Origin of the sequence: Nannocystis sp. RBIL2 (assembly GCF_026626745.1) — a bacterium.
Taxonomy (GTDB): Bacteria; Myxococcota_A; Polyangia; order Nannocystales; family Nannocystaceae; genus Nannocystis.
On sequence record NZ_JAPNJW010000002.1, the window covers coordinates 5,508,166 to 5,529,657 of the forward strand.

At 72.8% G+C, this 21,492-nt stretch carries 18 protein-coding genes; 4 read left to right on the forward strand and 14 right to left on the reverse strand.

Going from position 1 to position 21,492, the window contains the following annotated elements:
- Positions 1-135: 135 nt before the first annotated feature.
- On the reverse strand, positions 136-1,440 hold the full coding sequence (gene serA / locus OV090_RS46680; RefSeq protein WP_267711542.1) for a phosphoglycerate dehydrogenase: 1,305 nt from the start codon (positions 1,438-1,440) through the stop codon (positions 136-138).
- 15 nt (positions 1,441-1,455) lie between these two features.
- Positions 1,456-2,028, reverse strand: coding sequence for a hypothetical protein (locus OV090_RS46685; RefSeq protein ID WP_267711543.1), 573 nt, complete (start codon positions 2,026-2,028; stop codon positions 1,456-1,458).
- Between OV090_RS46685 and OV090_RS46690 the strand changes: the two genes are divergently transcribed.
- Complete coding sequence (locus tag OV090_RS46690; protein WP_267711544.1) at positions 1,987-3,336, forward strand: methyltransferase; 1,350 nt, start codon at positions 1,987-1,989, stop codon at positions 3,334-3,336. The two genes, OV090_RS46685 and OV090_RS46690, sit on opposite strands and share 42 nt — an antisense overlap.
- Positions 3,337-3,964: 628 nt before the next feature.
- Here OV090_RS46690 and OV090_RS46695 read toward each other — a convergent pair.
- The 7 genes from OV090_RS46695 to OV090_RS46725 all read right to left on the reverse strand — a co-directional run bounded on the left by OV090_RS46695 (position 3,965) and on the right by OV090_RS46725 (position 11,699).
- Positions 3,965-5,647 (reverse strand): CFI-box-CTERM domain-containing protein, encoded by a 1,683-nt coding sequence (locus OV090_RS46695; RefSeq protein ID WP_267711545.1) that lies wholly within the window; start codon positions 5,645-5,647, stop codon positions 3,965-3,967.
- 258 nt (positions 5,648-5,905) lie between these two features.
- Entirely contained in the window at positions 5,906-6,145 is a 240-nt protein-coding gene (locus tag OV090_RS46700) for a hypothetical protein (protein ID WP_267711546.1), read from the reverse strand.
- A gap of 156 nt (positions 6,146-6,301) precedes the next feature.
- Positions 6,302-7,264, reverse strand: a complete 963-nt coding sequence (locus OV090_RS46705) for a hypothetical protein (RefSeq protein WP_267711547.1) — start codon at positions 7,262-7,264, stop codon at positions 6,302-6,304.
- A complete protein-coding gene (locus OV090_RS46710; protein WP_267711548.1) occupies positions 7,264-8,997 on the reverse strand; it encodes a hypothetical protein in 1,734 nt (577 codons plus the stop codon). Before OV090_RS46710 ends, OV090_RS46705 begins: the two co-directional genes overlap by 1 nt.
- A 13-nt stretch (positions 8,998-9,010) precedes the next feature.
- On the reverse strand, positions 9,011-10,213 hold the full coding sequence (locus tag OV090_RS46715) for an aminotransferase class V-fold PLP-dependent enzyme (protein ID WP_267711549.1): 1,203 nt from the start codon (positions 10,211-10,213) through the stop codon (positions 9,011-9,013).
- 172 nt (positions 10,214-10,385) lie between these two features.
- Positions 10,386-11,180, reverse strand: coding sequence for a hypothetical protein (locus OV090_RS46720; RefSeq protein ID WP_267711550.1), 795 nt, complete (start codon positions 11,178-11,180; stop codon positions 10,386-10,388).
- A gap of 198 nt (positions 11,181-11,378) precedes the next feature.
- Entirely contained in the window at positions 11,379-11,699 is a 321-nt protein-coding gene (locus OV090_RS46725) for a hypothetical protein (protein ID WP_267711551.1), read from the reverse strand.
- A gap of 82 nt (positions 11,700-11,781) precedes the next feature.
- Between OV090_RS46725 and OV090_RS46730 the strand changes: the two genes are divergently transcribed.
- Positions 11,782-13,407 carry a hypothetical protein gene (locus OV090_RS46730; RefSeq protein ID WP_267711552.1) on the forward strand — a complete coding sequence of 542 codons (1,626 nt, stop codon included), beginning with the start codon at positions 11,782-11,784 and terminating at the stop codon, positions 13,405-13,407.
- Here the strand turns inward: OV090_RS46730 and OV090_RS46735 are convergent.
- The 3 genes from OV090_RS46735 to hrpB all read right to left on the reverse strand — a co-directional run bounded on the left by OV090_RS46735 (position 13,394) and on the right by hrpB (position 17,840).
- Positions 13,394-14,149, reverse strand: coding sequence for a hypothetical protein (locus tag OV090_RS46735; RefSeq protein ID WP_267711553.1), 756 nt, complete (start codon positions 14,147-14,149; stop codon positions 13,394-13,396). The genes OV090_RS46730 and OV090_RS46735 overlap by 14 nt on opposite strands.
- A gap of 4 nt (positions 14,150-14,153) precedes the next feature.
- Entirely contained in the window at positions 14,154-14,915 is a 762-nt protein-coding gene (locus OV090_RS46740) for a DUF4178 domain-containing protein (protein WP_267711554.1), read from the reverse strand.
- 375 nt (positions 14,916-15,290) lie between these two features.
- Entirely contained in the window at positions 15,291-17,840 is a 2,550-nt protein-coding gene (gene hrpB, locus OV090_RS46745) for an ATP-dependent helicase HrpB (protein ID WP_267711555.1), read from the reverse strand.
- A 206-nt stretch (positions 17,841-18,046) separates the two neighbouring features.
- On the opposite strand from hrpB, the gene OV090_RS46750 reads away from it, so the two are divergent.
- Together OV090_RS46750 and feoB are read left to right on the forward strand one after the other, a co-directional pair.
- Complete coding sequence (locus tag OV090_RS46750) at positions 18,047-18,277, forward strand: FeoA family protein (RefSeq protein ID WP_267711556.1); 231 nt, start codon at positions 18,047-18,049, stop codon at positions 18,275-18,277.
- On the forward strand, positions 18,274-20,445 hold the full coding sequence (feoB, locus tag OV090_RS46755; RefSeq protein WP_267711557.1) for a ferrous iron transport protein B: 2,172 nt from the start codon (positions 18,274-18,276) through the stop codon (positions 20,443-20,445). The genes OV090_RS46750 and feoB overlap by 4 nt, the downstream gene beginning before the upstream one ends.
- Before the next feature lie 37 nt (positions 20,446-20,482).
- Here feoB and mscL read toward each other — a convergent pair whose 3' ends face one another.
- Positions 20,483-20,926: a large-conductance mechanosensitive channel protein MscL gene (gene mscL / locus OV090_RS46760; protein ID WP_267711558.1), complete on the reverse strand. Its 444-nt coding sequence runs from the start codon at positions 20,924-20,926 to the stop codon at positions 20,483-20,485.
- Between the two features lie 105 nt (positions 20,927-21,031).
- Entirely contained in the window at positions 21,032-21,451 is a 420-nt protein-coding gene (locus OV090_RS46765) for a biopolymer transporter ExbD (RefSeq protein WP_267711559.1), read from the reverse strand.
- Positions 21,452-21,492: the final 41 nt, after the last annotated feature.

Consider the following 21,492-nt stretch of genomic DNA (forward strand, 5'->3'; position numbering starts at 1 on the left):
CGCTGAACGCCGCCCACCGGCTCGGCGCCAAGGGCTCACGTCGGGCGAAGCGCCCTGCGAGCTCGCGCGGAGGCGGTTGTCGTACACCCCCGCATAGTCGAAGTGATTGCGCGGCCCTTCGCTCGCGCGACCCGGTCAGGCCGCGCTCTGTCGCGCCACGCGGGTGCGCAGGCTGACCGGCAAGGCGGTGATCGCCTGCACCAATTCGTGGAGCTGCGGGTCGCCGTGGCCCAGCGGGACGTCGACCAGCAGCAGGCCGATCGAGGCGACAGTCGCCAGGCTCTGGCCGGTGATGTTGACCTGCGAGTCGCCGAGCACGCGGTTGATCTTCGAGAGCACGCCGGGGACGTTGCGGTGGACGTTGACGATCCGGCTGCCGGAGCGCACGGGGCCGGCGTCGAGCAGCGGCAGGGTGACGCCGCCGAGGGTGGCGCCGGTGTCGAGGAAGTGCGACAGCGAGACCGCGACCTCGCGGCCGATGCTGGCCTGCGCCTCCTCGGTCGAGCCGCCGATGTGGGGCGTCAAGATCACGCTGTCGAGGCCGCGCAGCGGGCTGTCGAACACGTCGCCGACGCGCGACGGCTCGCTGGGGAACACGTCGATCGCCGCCCCGCCGAGGTGACCGGCCACCAGCGCGTCGCGCAGCGCGTCGATGTCGACCACGCCGCCGCGCGAGGCGTTGATCAGCGCCGCGCCGCGCCGCATCGCCGCGATCTCGTCGCTGCCGATCATGCCGCGCGTGTGCTCGGTGTCCGGCACGTGCAGGCTGACGAAGTCGCTGAGCGACAGCAGCTCGATCAGGCTGACGCACGGCTGGGCGTTGCCGAGCGGCAATTTGGAGAGAACGTCGTAGTAGCGGACCTTCATGCCCAGCGACTCGGCGAGCACGCTGAGCTGGCTGCCGATGTGGCCGTAGCCGACGATCCCGAGCGTCTTGCCGCGGACCTCGTGGCTGCCCTCGGCGCTCTTGTGCCACAGACCGCGGTGGCAGGCCGCGCTGCGGGCGAAGGTCTGGCGCGCCAGCATGATCACCTCGCCGAGCACCAGCTCGGCGACCGAGCGGGTGTTGCTGAACGGCGCGTTGAACACCGCGACCCCGCTGGCCTGCGCGGCGGCCAGCTCGATCTGGTCGGTGCCGATACAAAAAGCGCCGACCGCCTCGAGCTGCGGCACCGCGGCGAACACCCCCGCCGGCACCCGCGTCTTGCTGCGGATCCCCAGGATCAGCGGGCCGTCCTGCGGCAGCGCCCGCAACGCCTCGATCAGCTGCGCCTCGCCCAGCGCCCCGGGCACCGCGTGGACGACGACGCCGCGCCGGGCGAACTCCTCGTGCGCTGTGGTGTGGATGTTCTCGAGCAGCAGGGCGTGCGGGCTGTTCACGGCGCGCACGATGCCCCAGGCCCGCGAGGCCCGCAACTCGCCGCCGCGGGGCGCAGGCACCGTCGATTTTTCTTTTTAAAGAATGAGCGCCTCGCCGGCGCTCCAGCGGGCGTCGATGATGCGGCCGAGCGCCGATGGATGCGGGTCGAGAGATCGCCACGGCGATCGTGTCTGCGAGGACGGCCGCGCGTCGTGCCTTCGGCCTCGCTCGCGCTGCAGCAGATCGTCGGCGATCGCCCTCGACGGGGCGCAGAGCATCACTCGCACGACATCGCCGCAGCGACGGCGAAGCGATCTCCGGGGCGCAAACTCGCGGTCCGGCGCGCCGAGGGAGCCTGGCGTCGCGCACACGTCTTTGCTACCCCTGTCCGCCTCTTGCTCGACAAAGGCAAGCTTCAGCGGCTGCAGCGTGCGCTCAAGCCTCACCTCGCGCACGGATGGGAGCGGGCGGTCTTCGCCGCGCCGCAGACCGAGGATGGCAACGCGCGCGCGGAGCGAGTGCTCGCCGGGCCGGGCGTCGGTGTCGCGCCGAGCGCGGCGCAGGTCGACGCGCTGCTCGCCGCCGCCGCCGAGGCCGCCGGGGCCGGCTTGTGGAAGCAGACCCTCGTGCTCGATGCGCGTCGGCGCGTGCAGGTCGACGCGCGCCACGGCCGCGCCACCACGCGCACCCTCGACGAGGACACCGCGCTCAAGGTCATGGGCGGCAAGGAGCGCGCGCTGCGACCCGACACCAGCGCGGCGCTGCTGCGCGAGATCGGGATCATGAACGCCGACGGCAGCATCTCGGCGACGCACGCCCGCAAGTACAAGCAGATCTGCCACCTGGCGACGCTGTGCGAGCCGGTGATCGATCGCCTGGCAGCCACGCGCTCCATCAGTCCGGCGGCGCCGCTGCGCGCGCTCGACCTCGCGTGCGGCAACGCCTACCTGAGCTTCGTGCTCGCCGAGGTCCTGCGCCTGCGCGGCGTGCCGCTGCGACTGCACGGCGTCGACGTGCGCGCCGACGTGGTCGCCCGCAGCATCGACCGGGCCCGCGCCCTCGGCCTCGCAGCGCTCGAAGAGGCTGCGCCTGGGGCCGAGGTCGCCCGGGACGGCGCCCGCGAGGATCGTGCCGTCCGCCTCGCTTCGTCCGAGGAAGCGACCGGAGCCGCGGTCGCTCGAGCTGCCGCTCGCGAAGATCGTGCCGCCCGCCTCGCGCCGTCCGAGGAAGCGACCGCGCCCGGAGCCGCGGTCGCCCGAGGTGCCGCCCGCGAAGAGCCTGCCGCCCGCCTCACTCCCTCCGAGGAAGCGACCGAGCCCGGAGCCGCCGGAGCCGAGACCGAGAGAGGCGGGGCGCCCGGCGCAAGTCGTGCCACCCGCCTCGCCGGCGAAGCGACCGAGCCTGGTGCGGACGGACAGGCGCCCGGGCTCGTCGGCGAGTCGGTAGTCGGGTTGTCGTTCGCGCAGGCCGACATCGCCGGCGCGGCGCGGACCGCTCCGACCCGGCTCGGGGGCGTGCCCGACCTGGTGCTCGCGCTGCACGCCTGCGACACGGCGACCGACGAGGCGATCGCCCTGGCGATCGAGCTCGGCGTGCCGGCCCTGCTCAGCGTGCCGTGCTGCCAGGCCGAGCTGGCCGCTCAGCTGGCCCGCGCCGCCGCGACCGCCCAGCCCCTGGCAGCGATGGTCGACCACGGCCTGCTGCGGCGCGCCTACGCCGATGTCCTGACGGACAGCCTCCGGGTCGCCGCCCTCGAGGCGTGTGGCTACGACGTGACGGTGCTCGAGTTCGTCGGCGGCGAGCACACCCCGAAGAACCTGCTGATCAAGGGCCACCGCCGGCACCCGCGCGCGCCCGTGGAGCCGCACCGCTGGCGTCTCGAGCCGCTCCAGGCCCGCTGCGCGGCGCTGGGCGTCCAGCCCGACCTGCTGCGCCGGCTCGCGGCGATCCAGGCGGCCTCTCCAACGCGCGGATGATTTTTCGACCGCCGGTCGAAAATGCCGCCGGCCGGGAAGCGAGCCGCGCGGGCTGGAGAGCCCGAAGCCCCGGTGAGCCGTGCTCGCCGAGGACTCAGTCGAGCCCCGCGTGGGCCCTGACTGCCAGTAAACCGTCTTTCAGGCATCCCGGGGGGTCCCCGGCTGCTGCTCGGGGCCCGCTCTCCCCTCCCCGGCCTGCGCTGGCTCCGAGGGCCCACTCTCCGCGAGCGAATTCGAGCATCCATCGAGCGCGAATTGGTCTTTTGATCGCTCGTGATCGGATTCGAATTATTTTCGACGATCGGTCCACAAACAGAACCTTGGACGAATCATCGATCGCTCGCCGGCCCGGCACGCGCTCCGGGGCCGCCGAAGGCCGCCCCGAAAATGACTGGATCCGCCGCAAATCCGCCGCCGTCGACCGCCTGGGCTGAGCTCCCGCAGCGAAGGGCAGAGGTAGCGGCGCCGGAGGCGCCGAAGCCGCGAATAGGGCACGAAATCGACCGCGCGCCCTTTCGGCAATGGCTCCGCAAAGCCTCGCGCCGCTGGCCGACCGGGATGAGTCCGGCCCGCCGACAGCGACCCGGACCGCCGACCCGCGTCGGCCCGCTGCCCGGCAGGATGGCCTTCAGCGACCCGAGTCGCCCAACCCGCGGCCCTTCGCCCACGTCACCACCGCCCCCGCGTCCGCGAACGGCTGCAGCACCACGCGCGCCAGCCCCCCGAGCACGGGCTCGCTAGCCACCGCCGCCGCCAGCGGCGGGCTGTGGGCGTAGTAGAAGCGGATCAAGTCCACCCCCGTCGCCGACTCTTTTAAAAAAAAGTCGCGGAAGGCTCGCAGGGCTGCCACCTGAGCCGTCCAGGGGGCGCCGTAAGCGGCGGTGGCGAGGAAGCAGAAGCCCTCGACCGTCTGGAACCGCTGCGGCTCGGTCGTGAAGCCGAGCGTCGCCAACGCGCTGCGCTGCGCGCAGCCGTCGGTGTAGACCACCCCGAACTGGTACGTGTAGTCGCCCCACAGCTCGCGCACCGTCACGGTGCTGTGCTGGCCCGGCGGCGCCAGCGAATCGAGGGCCACGGGGATCTCCTGGGCCGAGCCGAGCATGTCCGGCGTGAGCGGCTGGTCGCCGGTGATCTGATACACCCGCACGTCGGCCAGCTCGAACGTCGGGTCGCCCTGCGCGGGAATTTCAAAATTCAGCTCGATCTCGTCGAAGGCCACCGACCGCGCCGCCAGGCCCGTCACCGGCGCCAGCACGCGCGGCGTGCAGTGGTGCCCCCAGCCGTCGCCCGGGTCGGGATCACGGCCGTCGCCGTATGAAAACACGCCCCAGCGGAACGCATCGCCGTTGAGCGTCACCACCCGCAGCCGGTCGGCGCCGCTGCCGTCGGATTCGCTGATCGTCGCGTCCGGCGGGTGCAGCGTGCCCGTGGCGCCGTCCCAGTCGCCGTAGCCGGCGTACTCGGCGGTGCCGTGGAACCCGCGCCGCAGCGGATCGAACTCGACGCGGTACACCACTGACGGCTGGCCGAGGTACTCGATGCCGTAGCGAGACAGCCGCGGGTCGACGAAGTGATCGGTCTCGCGGTCGAAGTCCCAGTGGCTGTTCTCGTCGTGCTCGCGGTTGATCTCGACGAACGCGGTCAGCCGGCCGTGCGCCAGCACCTCCGGGCTCAGCACCATCACCACGAACTCGGGCCCCTCGCCGCTCGGGGTCGCCGCAGTCACCGCGTCGAGGTCGTTGAGAGCCGCGAACACGCCCACGTCCTCCGAGTCGAGGTCGTCGCGGTGGAGCAGGTCGTTGCGCGGCGGATACACGCTGGTCGTCCCCGCCGCCGCGAACGCCCCCTTGTCCGTCTTAAAACTCTTGGGCGACGGGCAGGTCTTGGTATCGACCGCGACCATCTCCTGCTCCCACTCCTCGAGCGGGCGGCAGAAGTAGTTCTCGGGGCTGCTGGTGTTCTCGTGCCAGCCGAGCGAGTCCTGGTCGCCGGGGTCGTCGTAGAACACCACGCGCGGGTAGGACTTGCCGCGTCGGTGGGCCCAGACCGGCAGCACCGAGACCCGCGGACCGTACGGCGCGCGCCAGCTCGACAAGAAATTCCAGTGGCCCGGTCGGTTGGCGATCCCCAGCTTCCCCGTGGCCTGGGTGACCAGCGCGTCCGCCACGTGCCGGCCCGCCTGGTCTTCGAGCCAGATCGCCACCTGCGCCTCGGGCACCGGCTGAAAGTGGAACTCGACCCGCACCGGCGCCGCCGCGCGCGCATCCCCGGCCGCCAGCACGGCCGCCGCGGCCAGGGCTCGCACGGGCACGCGCACGGCTCTCGAGCATGACACCGCGCCCGCGACGGGCCGCGCGCCGCCCACGCCCGGCCGTGGTCGCGCGAGGGAAGGCGCGACAGACCCGGCGTGGCAGATCCGCGCCCACGCCTGCGCAGCGCCCGTCCTCTCGAACAACTTTTAAAGTAAAGCCGGGCGGCCCCGACCGTTGCCACCTGTTCTTTCGGACAGTTCGAGTCGGGCGCATGCCGGCGGGCTCTTCGCGTGTCGCGCCACGCCGCGGCGCACTCGCTACTGCTCGAGCTCGAGGGCGGCCCCGACTTTGTGGCCCCCGGCACGAACCTCCGGCTCGGCGATCGGCGTCGAGCTGCCCGGCTCGAGGATCGTCAATCCGCCTTGCAGGGCGTCCCCGGCCGAGGGCTCGGAGCGCTCGACGATCTTTCGGATGGCGGAGAGATCGGCCGCGATCTGCTGAAGAAGCTTGTTCTGCTGCTCGATCGCGGCGGCGATGGACTGAGATTCGTCGCTCATGGAGCAGTCATAAAAACACATGCTCCGCGCGGGCGGGCAACTCGCTCGTCCCACGCCTGTGAGCGCGGACTCGGTCTCACGGACACGCGAACGCGTCGTCGGCGAAGCCCACCGACAGCGTCGCGCCGGACGCATCATCTGTCCCTTCGGACAGCCTCAGCTCGGCCGCTGCGCCAGCAGCACTTCGGACAGCGGCCGGCGCGGCGTCGGCGGGCTGTCGGCGCCGCCGCCGAGGCGGGCCAGGGCTTGAGCGTGGCCGGTCGCGCCGACCAGGCGCGCCAGCTGCTTGCGGCCGGCGGCCTCGGCCAGCGGCAGGTGGAGGAAGCTGCCCCACGCGTGGTCGACGCGGGCGCGCAGCAGCACGCGCATGAGCGCCTGGCCGGCGCGCAGCCACTCGGCCGGCTCGTCGGCGGCGGTGGTGACGATCACGAAGACCGGCGCCCCGTCGGCGATCGCCGGGCCGCGGGCCTCGGCCCCGTCGGGCCCCTCGAAGCTGACCCCGGCTTCCCCGGCGGCCGCGCGGGCGGCGGCCCGGGCGCTCGGCTCGCCGGCGATGGCCGCCTCGACGGCCGCGCCGATGACTTGCTTTCGGGCCATGTCCTCGACGACATGTAACTCCGCACCTGTCCCATCGACCATGGCCCCGAGGCGCTTCGACAGCGCCCGCGACAGCGGCCCGTGGGCCATCACTGCGCGGAAAGTGCGGCGCTTCGGCGCCGCCTGGTACAGCCACTGCTCCTCGGGCAGCGGGCTGGCGCGGCCGCCGACGGCCACACGCGCGAGCAGGTCGGGGTGACCGCCGGGCAGCAGCACCGTCTGCTCCGCCAGCCCGAGCGCGCGCAGGGCCACGCGCAGGGCCCCGAGCCCCGCGCCGCAGGCCAGCGCCGTCGCCTGGCCGTCGGGGTCGGCGCCGGCCGACGCGCGCGCCGGGTCGCGGTACAGCTCGATCACCTCGCCGCCGGCGAACCACCGCCACGGCTGGCAGTTGCCCGGCGACGGGGCGGTCAGCGCGGTGTGCAGCGCGAGCTCGATGCGCGCGCGCGGGCCCGCCTCTGGCGCCAGGGCCGAGCCGGCGAGGGTCCACGGGTCGGCGTCGCGATCGAGGTCGGGCAGCTGCATCACGTACTCTCCTCTTCCGCGCGCAGGCGCGCGATCTCGGCGGCGAAGATCCGGCGCACGATCGCGGTGGCGCACGCCGAGGTGCTCTCGACCCCGAAGTACGACAGGCTCTTCGACAGCAGGCTCTGGCGCCGCGAGTACGGCGTGTCGGACGCGTAGTGAAGCACCCCGACGTCGAAGCCCACCGAGTTGGAGAGGTGGACGATCTCGTCGTTCGGGTGGCGCTGCGGGTTGCACAGCTCGTACACCGCCGACAGGTACGGCCCCGCCTCCATCTCGAGCACCGTGTAGCCCTCGCGGTAGAACACGCTCATGTACTCGCGGTTCTGCAAGAAAGCGCCGCGGACGGTCAGCGCCTTTTGGTTGTCGAGCACGGTGCCGACGCGGATGTAGGGCTGGACGTCGGCGGCGACGAAGCTGTTGCGGAACAGGTAGGTGTTGCGCGAGTGCTCGTCCTGGACGACCGACGAGATCATGACGTCGCCGACGCGGCCGTTGAGGGTCGCGGCCTTGCCCATCACGTAGACGCCGCGGATCTCGTTGGAGCCCTGGCCCGCGCGCGACAGGTGGTGGTACGCCGCCATGCCGAGCGGGTAGTCGATGTTGAGGATCACCGCGTCGCTGCGGGCGAGCAGGTGCAGGTCGGGCACGCGCACGCGCGGGTCGAGGCGCTCGGGCCGGACCTGCGAGAGGTCGAAGATCTGGGCGTTGACGTCGATCTTGCCCGGCACGTCGATCGAGGTGACGCCGGCCTCGGCCTCGAACTGCTGGACCTCGGCCAGACGGGACGGATCTTGGTGGAGGAACGCGCGCAGCAGGTAGTAGCTGAGGTTGTTGACCTCGGCCTCGTCGCCGCCCTCGAGCGCGCGGCTGAAGTGGCTCGCCAGGTCCTCGGGGTTGCGGCGGCGGGCGAAGTCGAGGATCGCCTCGCGGTGCTGGCGGGCGTAGCCGCCGACGAGGTTGAGCAGCGAGTGCGTGTTCGACGAGACGAAGTAGATCGGCGGGCGCCGCGGCTTGCGCTCGCGGACCAGGCTCGGCTCGATGCCCGACCACCAGCGCTGGACCGAGCGCTGGTACTGCGAATAGGAGCCCGTCAGCACCCGCATCGACAGGTCGCACGGGCTCTGGGCGATCGTCCGCAGGGCCGCGAACCAGCCGGAGTCGAGCGCGGCGATCAGGGTGCGCACGCCGTCGGGGTCGAGGTCGAGCACGCGCGCGAGCTCGGCGTGGTCGACCTCATCGGCGGTGAGCGTGTCGTCCTCGCGCAGGCGCCGGCCGAGCTCCGCGTTGCCGAGCAGGGCGTGCATCTGGTTCCACACGATCTGGTAGGTCGTGACGATCGGGACCAGGTCGTCGATGTCGCTGGTGCTCGAGATGAACGCGCACAGCGTCCTCGCCCCGTCGAAGCGCAGCGGCCGGCGGCGCCCGCGGGTCTGGACCCGCTGCCACGCGCTGACGTCGAAGCCGTTGGCCTCGAAGGTCTCGTGCGACTGGCCGAGCACGATCTTCTGCACCTGCGGCATGCAGGCCGGCAGGCGCGCGGCGCTGTAGGCGAACGCGGCGACGTCGGGCACGCCCGTGCGCGCCCCCGGGTGCAGGCTCGAGTCGCTGAACGCGTGCGCCTCCTCGAACGCGCGCACCCACACCTCACCGGAGCTGCGCAGCAGCGAGTAATAGGTGCGGATGTAGAGGTCGATCTCGTCGCTGGTGGTGCGGGGCCGCTGGCGGTCCATGGCTCGAACTTCCTTATCCGTGGCCGAGCGCGCCGTCGACGGCGTCGAGCACGAGCGGCACCTCGTCGGGGTGGTTGGGCCAGTGCGGCGAGAACCGCAGCAGGCCGTCGGGGGTGGAGCAGGCGACGCTGCGCTCGGCGAGCTCGCGCTGGAGGCCGAGCACGTCGCCGGGGTTCGGCGGCAGGACGCTGAGGATGCACGAGCGCGCCGCCGGGTCGCGCGAGCGCAGGCTGACGAAGCCGCGGGCGATGAGGCCGGCCTCGAGCACGTCGAGGTAGGCCTGCACGTGGGCCCACACCGCCGCCGGCCCGAGCTGGGCGATGAGGCCGATCGACGCCTCGAGCGCGGCGCAGCCGACGGTGTTGGCGGCGCCGCCCTCGATGAAGTCGACGCTGCGGCGGATCGGCCGGTCGTAGCGCAAGTGACCTGCCCCTTCGAGCAGGAACCGAAGGCCACCTTCATGGCTCAACCAGCCGGCCACGCGCGGGCGCAGCTCGGCCAGCCGCTCGGGCCGGACGTAGAGGAAGCCGAGGCCCTCGCAGCCCATGAGCCACTTGTGACCGCCGGTGCTGAGGTAGTCGATGCGGGCCTCGCGGACGTCGAGCGGCACGGCGCCGACAGCCTGGATGCCGTCGACGAACAGCTCGGCGCCGACGGCGTGACAGGCGTCGGCCATGGCCGCGAGCGGCATGCGCAGGCCGCTCTGGAACTGCACCGCCGACACGGCGACCAGGCGGACGCCGCCGGCGGCGAGGGCGACCTGCAGGGCGGCGAGGCCGTCGGCCGGCGAGCGGGCGAAGTCGGCGAGCGGCAGCATCTCGACCGACAGACCGAACATCTCGGCCGCCTGCTGCCACGGGGTGACGTTGGCCGGGAACTCGCCCTGGAACAGCAGCACGCGCTCACCTGGCCTCCAGGACAGGCACAAAGCGACATCCGTGATACCGCGGGTGGTGTTGTTGATCAGCGCGATGTCGGTCGGCTCGGCGCCGATGAGGCCGGCGATCGCCCCGCGCAGGCGGGCGCGCTGCTGAATCCACGTCGGGACCACGCCCGCGCCGCGGCGGGCGTAGTCGGCCGACACCTCCGCCACGGCCGCCTGCACCGGCACCGACCACGGCGACACCGCGGCGTGGTTGAGGTACACCCGCGGCTGCAGGTCGGGGAACAGGCTGCGGTCGCCGAGGCGCGCGGTGGGCTGGTTCGGGGTCGTCAAGGGCCGCGTGACGGTACCAGACGCCCGCGGCCGTGGCGACCCCGGGGCTTCTCCCGGGGCGCGCGGCCTCGACTAGACCCGAAAGACAGGTCGAAGCAGCGCCGACTCCGGGGCTCGCGCGGTCGCCCGGGCGAGCGTCGACGCCCGCCCCCGGCCGCGCGGGCCCGGCCCGTCAGTGCCAGTGCTTGCCCTTGCCCTTGCCCTTGTGCTTGTGCTTGTGCTTGTGGTGGTGCTTGCAGTGGCCGGGCGGCCAGCAACCGTCGTGGTGGACGTCGATGACGACCGTCGGCGCGTCCCACACGATCACCCCGACGTAGGCCGGGCGCGGCGCGTACAGCCAGCCGTAGAAGCCGACCCCGCCGGTGACGACCACCACGTCGTTCTTGACCACGATCGGCACGTTGTAGTCGTACACGATCGTGTCGTAGCCGATGAAGCAGGGCGCGTAGGTGGCCTTCACGACCAGGACGTTGGTGGTCTTGTCGGCCGTGAAGTTCACGTAGCCGACGATCACGAAGTTGTCCTTGTCCTTTTTGCCCGACGGGAACGCGTGCAGCTCGAAGATGATGGTGTCGCCCTGCTTGACCTCGACGATCTGGATCTTGTCGAGCTTGCCGTCGCCGTCGATGTCGATGCTGTGCAGCTTCTCTTTCGGGTTGTTGAGCTTCTTCTCGAGCGCGTCGGCGTCCTTGACCTTGCCCTTCTTGACCAGGTACGTGACGGTCTCGAGGTCGAGGGCTTCGGGCTTGAGCTCGACCTTGACGTCGACGTCGGCGACGACCTTGGCGTCGCCATTCTTGGCCGGCACGGCCTCGCCGGCCACCACGGCCTCGCCGCCGGCCTCGGCCTTGACCGCCACGTCGGCCTCGGCCTCGGCCTCGGCGGCCGCGCGCTGGTTGGCGATGATGGCGGCGTCGCAGCCGGCGAGGGCGAGGAGGAACGAGAGGGACAGGATCGGTGATTTCACGGTCGACCTCGAAGGGGGAGCATCCGCGCGTTGGACCGGCCCACGCGGCGTCGTTCCAGGACTATCGGACCCGGGGCCCCCCGGGTCAAGCCCGCGCGGATTCCCCGCCCGCGGCCCCGCAGCCCCACGGTGCGACGAGGTCGGACAGGCGGCGACAGGCGCGGTCCCGGGCGCGCGAACGAGGTTCCGAGGTTAACGTCAGGACATGTCCTCGGGGCCAGGTACTTTCGGACATGCCCCGAAGCGCTGGTCGAAGTCGGCCAGCAGGCCGGCGGCCGCGGCCGTGGGGTCGAGGCACGGGCCGACGCTGGCGCGGCCCAGCCACGGCGCGTCGGGGAAGCGGGCGGCCAGGGCGGCCGCCAGCGCGGCGACGTCGGCGGCGCCCGCGTAGTGGATCATCGCGCTCTTGCCCCGCGGGTAGCGGACGAGGCCCTCGCGCACGCGGACCTGCAGCACGCCCGGCGCGGCGGGCAAACGGTCCGCCGCCTCGGACAGCGGGTACCAGGGGCCGAACTTCATCGTTCCCGCAGGATAGCGGACCGCGGCGCCGGGGGGCGGGCGAGGACTTGCCGACCGGCGAGGCCCGGCCGTAGGGTGTGGCATGTCCTGGCGCGCCCCCGGTGTGTTCTCGGTCTCGCTCATCCTCGCGGCCTGCGGCGACGCCGGCGGCAGCACCCAGGGCGGCACCAGCGACGGCACCAGCGGCGACGCCGGGGGCGCGACCGCGGACCCGAGCTCGGGGGCCGCGAGCGAGGCGAGCGAGACGAGCGAGACGAGCGACGACGCCAGCGGCAGCGCGTCCGCGCCGACCACCACCGGCGACGGCACCGGCGACGGCACCAGCAGCAGCGGCACCACCGGCGAAGACGGCTTCGGTCCCGGCCCGTGGGACCAGGGCGTGTACATCCCCGACGAGCCGCAGAAGGACGGCGACCCCGCGCTCGGCTACGAGGCGCTGCTCACCAAGGGCTACGTGTCTTGCGGGGTCCCGTGGGGCCTGTGGCCGCTCGTCAAGCCGTTCATCGGCGGCTGGGCCGATCGGCCGCCGCTGCCCGGGCGCACCGGCAAGAACGCCGAGGTCCCGTACCACTGGAACGTCCACAGCAAGAACGGCGCCGACATCGTCAGCCAGAACTGCCTGCAGTGCCACGCCGGCTCGTTCAACGGCCAGCTGATCGTCGGCCTCGGCACCGCCGACTTCGACTTCACCGACGACATCAGCCAGATGTTCGCCAACGTGTGGATCCCCGACATCCCGATCCCCGGCCTCGAGGAGTTCACCCGCTTCCTCAACCGCACCAAGGCGCTCGGCCCCGCGACCGTCATGCACACCGTCGGCACCAACCCGGCCGAGATCATCGCCGTGACTCTGGTGGCGCACCGCGACAGGCACACCCTCGAGTGGTACGACGAGCTGCAGTACCCGCTGCCCGAGATGGTCGTCGCCTCCGACCCGCCGCCGTGGTGGCGGGCCAAGAAGAAGCACGCGCTGTTCTACAACGGCATGGCCCGCGGCGATCACCGCGGCACGATGATGCTGGCCTCCGCGCTGTGCACCGACTCGGTCGCGGAGGCCGAGCAGATCGACGGCTACTTCCACCACATCCAGGCGTTCATCCGCTCGGTGCAGGCGCCGAAGTACCCGCTGGCGATCGACGCGGCGCTGGCGAGCGCGGGCGAGAGCCTGTTCCTGGCCAACTGCGCCGGCTGCCACGGCACCTACGCCGACGACGACGCGCAGGACACGTACCCCAACCTGCTGTTCCCGCTCGACGTCGTCGGCACCGACCCGGTGGTGGCCGAGGCCGGCACCCAGTACGCGCCCTACCTGGTCGACTGGTACAACGAGAGCTGGTTCGGCCAGATCACCCGCATGGAGCCCGGCGAGCCGTTCCCCGGCTACATGGCCCCGCCGCTCGACGGCGTGTGGGCGACCGGCCCGTTCCTTCACAACGGCTCGGTGCCGACCATCGAGCTGGTCCTCGACAGCACGAGGCGCCCCAAGTACTGGAAGCGCGTCGACTACGACTCGACCCACTTCGACGAGGACGCGCTCGGCTGGCCGTTCGTCGAGCTGCCCTACGGCCAGATCGGCGCCCCCGAGGACGAGCGCAAGTTCATCTACGACACGACGTACCTGGCCCACGGCAACGCGGGCCACACCTTCGGCGACCACCTCACGCCGGAGCAGCGCCGCGCGGTGCTCGAGTACCTCAAGACGCTGTGAAGCCGAACGCCGGCTCGCGGCCGTCGAGCGTGCCGGCCGCGGCGACGGCGGCGAAGCGGAAGAACAGGTCCTCGGCGAACCATCGCCGGGCCAGCGCCGCGCGGGCCGCTGCCTGGTGGTTCGAGCCGGCCCACGCGAACTGCTCGAGGCTCGCGGCGTCGTCCCACACGCTGAACGTGACCGGGCGGATCCACGGCAGCTCGCCGATCCCCAGCGCCGCCCGCAGGCCGGACGCGCGGACCAGGCGGCGGTTGATCGCCGGCACCCGGGCCCAGAAATTCAAGAAGCCGCGCAGGCGCAGGCGGGCGCGGGTGATCGCGACCACGGGTAGCCCTTCGGGAAGGTCCGAAAGGACAGGTCCGAACGGACAGGTACCGCCCCAGCTGCCGCGACCGCGCACCGTCAGCAGCGCGATCGTCCACGCCTCGCTGGCATGCGCGAAGTAGTCGGCGAACAGCGGGCTGCGAGCGAAGAAGTCCTCGAGGACATGCTCCGAAGACCAGGTCGCGACCAGGGCGTAGCGCGACAGGTCGGGCCGGGCGGAGAAGCCGAGGCCGCCGCCGCTGCCGCACAGGCGCCAGAACGAAAGGCCCGGGATGGCGGCCAGCGGGGCGCGGGCGCGGCCCATCTGCTGGAAGGCCCACAGCCGCTGGCCCGGCGGGAAGCGCAGGACGGTGACCGTGGTGATCGGCGCGCCGGGCGGCGGGCGGTGGACCCACCGCAGAGCGGGCGCGACCGGCAAGCGCTCACGACCCCGGCAGGAACTGCACCGCGTGTTGCGGGATCGCCGTGGCCGCGCCGACCAGCACCTGGTCGCCCCAGCGCTCGACCCACAGCGCGCGGTCGGCCGCAGCGCGGTAGACGTAGGTGGCCACCCGCGGCAGCGCCGGGCGCCCGTGCATGCCGACGCCGGCGGCGCTGGCCTGGCCGCGCCGCTCGAGCGCGTAGGTGTGCTCCTGGTGCGGGATGTGGCGCGGCGGCTCGCCGGACAGGCCGTGGCCGCGGACCGGCTCGGCGAGCAACCACCGCTCCTGATCGGGCGAGCCGATCAGCCAACGATGGCGGTCGGCGTCGGTCATCACCGCGATGACGGTGGCCGTCGCGCCCTCCTTGAGGTTGACCACGCCGTCGACCAGGTAGTCGCCGTCGAGGTTGGGGTCGCCGGTCTCGACGACGACGACGTCGCCCTGGCGCAGCGCGGTGAGGGTGAGCTCGGGCCCGTCGGGGGTGTCGGGCGCGAGGCGAGGCGCGGGCGCGGGCTGGAGGCGGCCCTGGAGGCGCTGGGCGACGCGGGCGCGGATCTTCTGGCTCACGGGGTCGCCGGGGATCGATCCCGAAGTGGTCGACACGGAAGCGGCGGCGGCGAGGGCGAGCTGCGGATGCGGACCATCGCCCTCGGTGAGCTGCCGCCGGTCGCCCCAGTCGCGGAGCCGCCGGGCGGCGAGGATGCCGACCCAAAAAGCGCCGGCGATGGTCATGGCGGCGAGCAAGGAGGCGAGCGTCAACATGCGGGAGCGGTAGCCCTCGACGCTTGCTTGTAGCACGCCGCCCGGGCCCGCGGGAGGCCGCGCCCGCCAGGACCGCCGCCTCCGCGCCTGGCCGTGCGCCCGCGCCGGCTCGTTCGCCGCCCGCGCGAGGTGCGAACCACCGGCCCGGTCCGCCGCAGGCCCGACGCCAGCGCTCCAGCCTCGGACCTGCGCGCGCGCCGGCGCGCCTCGCGGCAGTCCGAAGAGACATGTCCGTTCCGACACCTTTTAAAAAGTTCCGCGCGCCGGCCCGAAGCGGGAATGACGGGTTCTTCCGGACATGTCTCGAAGGACATGTCGATGGCGAGGCCGCGCTCAGTGCATCCTGTCACATGTCTCGAAGGACAGCTCGTCCGATCACCTCCGCGGCGTCGGCGGCGCCGCGGTGCGTGGGTCTTCCGGCCACGAGTGCCGGGGATAGCGGCGCATCAGCGCCTTGCGGACCTCCGGGTAGTGGCGGTCCCAGAAGCCGGCGAGGTCGGTGGTGACCTGCTCGGCGCGGCCGTTGGGGGCCAGCAGGTGGAGCACCAGCGGGACCTTGCCGCCGGCGATGTGCGGCCCGCGGCTCATCCCGAAGAAATCTTGCAGGCGCGACGCCAGCCACGGCGGCTTGTCGGGCTCGTAGTGGACGGCAGCGCGGCGGCCCCCGGGCAGCTGCACGTGTGTCGGCGCCAGCCGCTCGAGCCCGCCGCCGCCGGCCACGCGACCCAGCAGCTGGCCGAACAGGTCGGCCGCGCGCAGCTCCGCGAAGCTCGACCGCCCCTCGCACAGCTCGGCCAGCACCTCGCGCGCGACCGCCTCGGTGATCACCGGCGCACCCGGCACGTGCGCCGCCACGAACGCCGAGCGCGCCATCAACCCGCGCAGCGCCTCGGCATCGCCGACGAACCGCTCCGGCCCGGCCGCCTGCGCCTGCGCGCGCAGCAGCTCGCTGGCCGCGGGCGGCAGCTGCTTGCGGACCGTGCGCTCGAGCAGGAGCCCCATGTACCGCAGCTCGCGCGCCCCCTCGACCCGCTCGCGCGCCGCGTTCCACTGCAGCTCGTCGCGCTCCTCGATCTCGTCGAGCAGCTGGTCGATCAGCCACTCCGGCTCGATCGCGCAGGCGCTGCGCACCAGCACCTGCGCCCCGCGGTCGGCCTCGCGCCGCTGCTCGACCTCCAGCGCCAAAAGCCACGGCGCAGTGCGCACCACCGACCCCGGCCCCAGCCGCGCCGCCCCGCCGCCGGCCAGCGCCAGCGCGCGGAAGCCCCCGACGTCCTCGCGCGCCTGCGCCACCCGCTCGGGGAAGGCCGCCAGCAGGGCCATGCGCAGCCTGTCCTCTCGTTCCTGTTCCTTGATACCTAGCTCTTTGGACCTGTCCCGTGAGTCATGCGGCAGCGCGCGCAGCAGCTGGTCGCGGACCTGCAGCGCGCGGCGGGCCGGACCGGCCAGCAGGCCGCGCTCGTCGCCGCGGCGGCGCAGCTTCTCGAGGTCGGCGAGGTCGACCAGGACGTCGGCGTCGGCGTCGCACGAGGCGAGCGCGCCGGCCGGGCGGATCGATCGCTCCGACAGCAGCGCCGCGGCGCCGCAGGCGAGCCCCGGCACCCCGCGGTCGATGCCCTCGCACAGCAGCCGTCCGAGCCGCGGGTGGAGCGGGAACGCCAGGATGCGCCGGCCCAGCGCGGTGACCCGGCCCGCGGGATCGATCGTCCCGAGCCGCCGCAGCAGCGCCTCGCCGGCCTGCAGCGCCGCCGTCGGCGGGGCCTCGAACCACGCGAACCCGGCCGGGTCGGCGACCGCGAACGCGTGCAGGTCGAGCAGCGCGCCCGCCAGGTCGACGCGGTGGATCTCCGGCGGCGTGTGCTCCGGCCGGCGGTCGTGGTCGACCTGCGCGTACAGCCGCAGGCACCGGCCCGCCCGCGTGCGCCCGGCTCGCCCCGCCCGCTGGGCCGCCGAGGCGCGCGAGATCTTGGCGAGCTGCAGCGTCGGGATGCCGGTCCACGGATCGTGCGCGGCCACCCGCGCCAGGCCGCCGTCGATCACCGCCGCGATCCCGTCGATCGTCACCGACGTCTCGGCGACGTTGGTGCTGAGGATCAGCTTCCTCTTGGGACATGGCCGCACGGCCAGGTCCTGCTCGGCCGGCGGCAGCTCGCCGTGGAGCGGGAGCACCTGCATCCCGTGGTGGGCCGCGAACCCGGCGCAGGTCTCGGCGGCGCGGGCGATCTCGCGGGCCCCGGGCAGGAACACCAGGACGTCGCCGTCGAGCCCCTCGTCGACCAGCTTGGCCAGGGCCCGCAGCACCCCCGAGTGGAGCTCGTTCGGCTCGCCGAGGTGCTCGATCGCCACCGGGTACATGCGGCCGGCGCTGGTGATCCGGGCGCACGGCGTGGCTGCCCCTTCGGACAGGTAATTCGCGACCGCGGCGCCGTCGAGGGTCGCCGACATGACCACGATCTTGAGGTCCGGCCGGGCCCCGCGCTGCAGCTGGCGCAGCAGGGCGAGCCCCATGTCGCCGTCGATGTGGCGCTCGTGGAACTCGTCGAGCACGACCGCGCCGACGTCGCGCAGCTCGGGATCGGCGTGCAGCTTGCGCCCGAGCAGGCCCTCGGTGATGAAGCGGAGGCGCGTCTCGGGGCCGACCGCGGATTCGAACCGGACCTGGTAGCCGACGGTCGCGCCGAGCGGCTCGCCGAGGCTCTCGGCCACGCGGGCGGCGGTCATGCGCGCGGCCAGGCGGCGCGGCTGCAGCACCAGGATCTCGCGCCCGCCCGCCAGCCCGGCCTGCAGCAGCGCCAGCGGCACGCGCGTGGTCTTGCCGGCCCCGGGCGGGGCCTCGATCACCGCGCACGGGGAGCGCTGCAGCGCCGCGACGATGTCGCCGAGGACCTCGTCGATCGGGAGCTGCGAGGGTGCGCGCGTCGCCACGACGGGGCAGCATAGCGGCCCGTCGCGGTCGCGCCCGCTCGCCCGTTTGCGCCTGGTCGCGTGAGTTTTCCGAGCGCCTCGGCCGGCCGCGTGAGCTGTCCTCTGAGTCATCTCTCCCGCAGACCTGTCCCGAACGGCAGGCGGCGGGTGGACGTCGCACGCCGCGCTTGACCGCGTGCGGGGCCCGGCGCCAAGCTCCCTCGACGGTGGCCTTCAACCTGTCGCAGCTCGAGCTCGGCGCACGCGCCCGCGTGACCCTCGTCGGAGGCGCAGGGCCGCTGGCGTTGCGGCTGCTCGAGATGGGCTTCACGCCGGGCACCGTGGTGGTGCTGGTCAAGCGGGCGCCGTTCGGCGATCCGCTCGAGCTGCAGGTCCGCGGCTGTCACGTGTCGCTGCGCAAGGCCGAGGCCGCGCGGATCGAGGCGGTGCTGCTGTGACTCCCCTGCGCGTCGCATTGGCCGGCAACCCCAACGTCGGCAAGACCAGCCTCTTCAACGAGCTGACCGGCGCGCGCCACAAGGTCGGCAACTACGCCGGCGTCACCGTCGAGACCCGCGCCGGCGCCGTCGTGCCGCGCCTGTCGCCGACCCGGCCGATCACGGTCCTCGACCTGCCCGGCACCTACAGCCTCACTCCGATCGCCGAGGACGAGGCCGTCGCGTTCCGCTGCCTCACCGGCGCCGAGAGCGAGCCGCCCGACGTCGTCGCCCTCGTGCTCGACGCCGCCAACCTGGCCCGCAACCTCTACCTCGCGGTCCAGCTGCTCGAGCTCGGCCGCCCGCTGGTGGTCGCCCTCAACATGATGGACGTCGCCGCCGAGGCCGGCACGCCCGTCGACCCCGACGCCCTCTCGCGCGCCCTCGGCGTGCCGGTGGTGCCGACGGTCGCGCGCACCGGCGAGGGCATGGCGCGCCTGGTCGAAGCGCTAGGTTCCATCGAACATGTCCCTCAGGCCATCTCACCGCTGCGCGCGCGCCTGCTGGCGGGCGACGACGCCCTGCCCGCGCCGCCGGTGATCGAGGCCGCGCGCTGGCGCTGGCTGGTGTCGGCGGCCGCGGCCGGCACCCTCGAGCTGGCCGGCCCGACCGCCGAGGAGCAGGCCGCCCTCGCCGCCCACCCCGCCGCGGCCCTGACCGCGGCCGCGCACGCGCGGGTGATCGCCCGCTACCGCGAGGTCGACGCCCTGCTGGCCGAGATCGGCTTCACCGCCGCCCAGCGCGAGCGGGCGCCGGCGATGAGCCGCTCGGCGGCGATCGACCGCGTCCTGACCCACCGCGTGTGGGGCCTCGTGATCTTCGTCGGCGTCATGGCGACGATCTTCAGCTCGATCTTCACCTGGGCCGAGCCGCTGATGGGCGCGATCGAGGCGCTCATCGGCTGGCTCTCGGAGCAGGTCAGCGCCGCTCTCGGCCCCGGGGTCTTCACCGACCTCCTGACCCAGGGCGTGCTCGCGGGCGCCGGCAACGTGCTGGTGTTCGTGCCGCAGATCGCCCTGCTGTTCCTGCTGCTCGGCATCCTCGAGGACTCGGGCTACATGGCGCGGGCGGCGTTCCTCGTCGACCGCCTGATGGCCCGCGTCGGCCTGCACGGGCGCGCCTTCGTCCCGCTGCTCAGCGGCTACGCCTGCGCGATCCCGGCGATCCTCGGCACTCGCACGATCACCGACCCGCGCGACCGCCTGGCCACCATCCTCATGATCCCGTTCATGAGCTGCAGCGCGCGCCTGCCGATCTACGTCCTCTTCATCAGCGCGCTGTTCCCCGCCGAAGAACGCGTCGGCCCGTTCACCGTCGGCAGCCTCATGCTGGTCGGCTTCTACGCGCTGTCGACCGTCTCGGCCCTGGCCGCCGGCGCGATCTGGAAGCGCACCGCCCTGCGCGGGCCGACCCCGCCGTTCGTGCTCGAGCTGCCGCCGTACCGCCTGCCGCGGCTGCGCAACACCCTGCTCCACGTCTACGACCGCACCGCCGACTTCGTCCGCCAGGCCGGCACGGTCATCCTCGCGGTCACCGTCGTGCTGTGGGTGCTGCTCAGCTTCCCGCGCCCGCCTGACGCGCCGGACAGCGGGCGCGCGGTCGCCGAGGCCGTCCAGGTCGACCCGGCCGCGCGTGCCCCGGAGGACATGTCCGCGGAGACAGCCTCGGCTGACCCGAAGGACACCTCGCCGTCCGACGACGACTCCCCGATCATCCACTCGATCGGCGGCCGCATCGGCAAGGCCATGGAGCCGGTGCTGCAGCCGATGGGCCAGGACTTCCGCATGGGCATCGCCATCCTCGGCAGCTTCGCCGCGCGCGAGGTCATGATCAGCACGCTCGGCCTGGTCTACGGCATCGAGGCCGACGACGAGAACCAGACCCCGCTGCGCGACAAGCTCCGCGAGGCCCGCGAGCCCGACGGCTCGCGCCGGCACACCCCGCTGAAGGGCCTGGCGGCGATGGTCTTCTTCGTCTACGCCTGCCAGTGCATGTCGACGCTGGCGGTGGTGCGCCGCGAGACCCGCTCGTGGAAGTGGCCGCTGGTGATGTTCGTCAGCATGTCGGCGCTGGCCTACGCGCTGGCGGTGCTGGTGTACCAGGTCGGCCTCGCGCTCGGGTACACCTGACCTGAACGCGAGGGCATGTCCGAACGGACAGGCGCCGTCAGAGCGGCCCGGAGCGGGCCTTGAGGAGGTCGCGGATCTCCATCAGCAGCTTCTCTTGCGACGACGGCTCCGCCGCGGCCTGCTCCTCCTTCTCGGTCATGCGCTCCTTGGCCCGGTGGATCGCCGACACCAGCAGGTAGACGGCGAACGCGACGATCAGGAACGTGATGACGAAGTTGAGGAACACGCCGTAGCGGACGGTCACGGCCCCCGCCTCGTTGGCCGCCACCAGCGAGAGGTAGGGCCCCGGGACCTTGCCGTCCTTCAGCACCAGGAACAGGTTGCTGAAGTCGACGCCGCCGAGGGCGAGGCCGATGGGAGGCATGATCACGTCGTCGACCAGCGACTTGACGATCGCGCCGAACGCTGCGCCGAGGATGATGCCGGAAGCCATGTCGATGAGGCTTCCGCGCATGGCGAACTTCCTGAACCCGCTGAGCATCGCGGCGCATTTTATTGTCCAGGACAGACAAAGTCGCCAGCGAACGGCGAGGGGCGAAGTGCGATCCGCGACTCCTCCGCCGCCGAGCCCGATCGGGGCCCCCCTCTACAGCTTGTCGGAGGCGATGCCGACCGAGCCGACGCCGGCGTCGTGCGCCGCGGCCATCAGGCGGATGACCTCGCCGTACTTCACCCCGGGGGCGGCGTCGATCGCCAGCTTGCCGTCGTTCTGGACCTTCTGGTTGGCCTTGAGCGCCGCGATCACGCTGTCGGTGTCACTGGCGACCACCTGGGTGCCGAGCTTGACGACCCCGCCGGCGTCGATCGACAGCAGCAAGGTGGCGTTCGGATCGGCCGCACCCTGCACCTTCGACTGGGTGGGGATGTCGAGCGGCATCTGCGTGTTGGTGGCGGGCGGCGCCGACACCATGAAGATGATCAGGAGGCACAGGAGGACGTCGACCAGCGGGGTCACGTTGATCTCGTTGAGGGCGTCGCCCTCGTCACCGCCGACGCTGACTGCCATGGTGCGACCACGCTAGCGGGCCGCGGCCGCCGCGTAAAGTC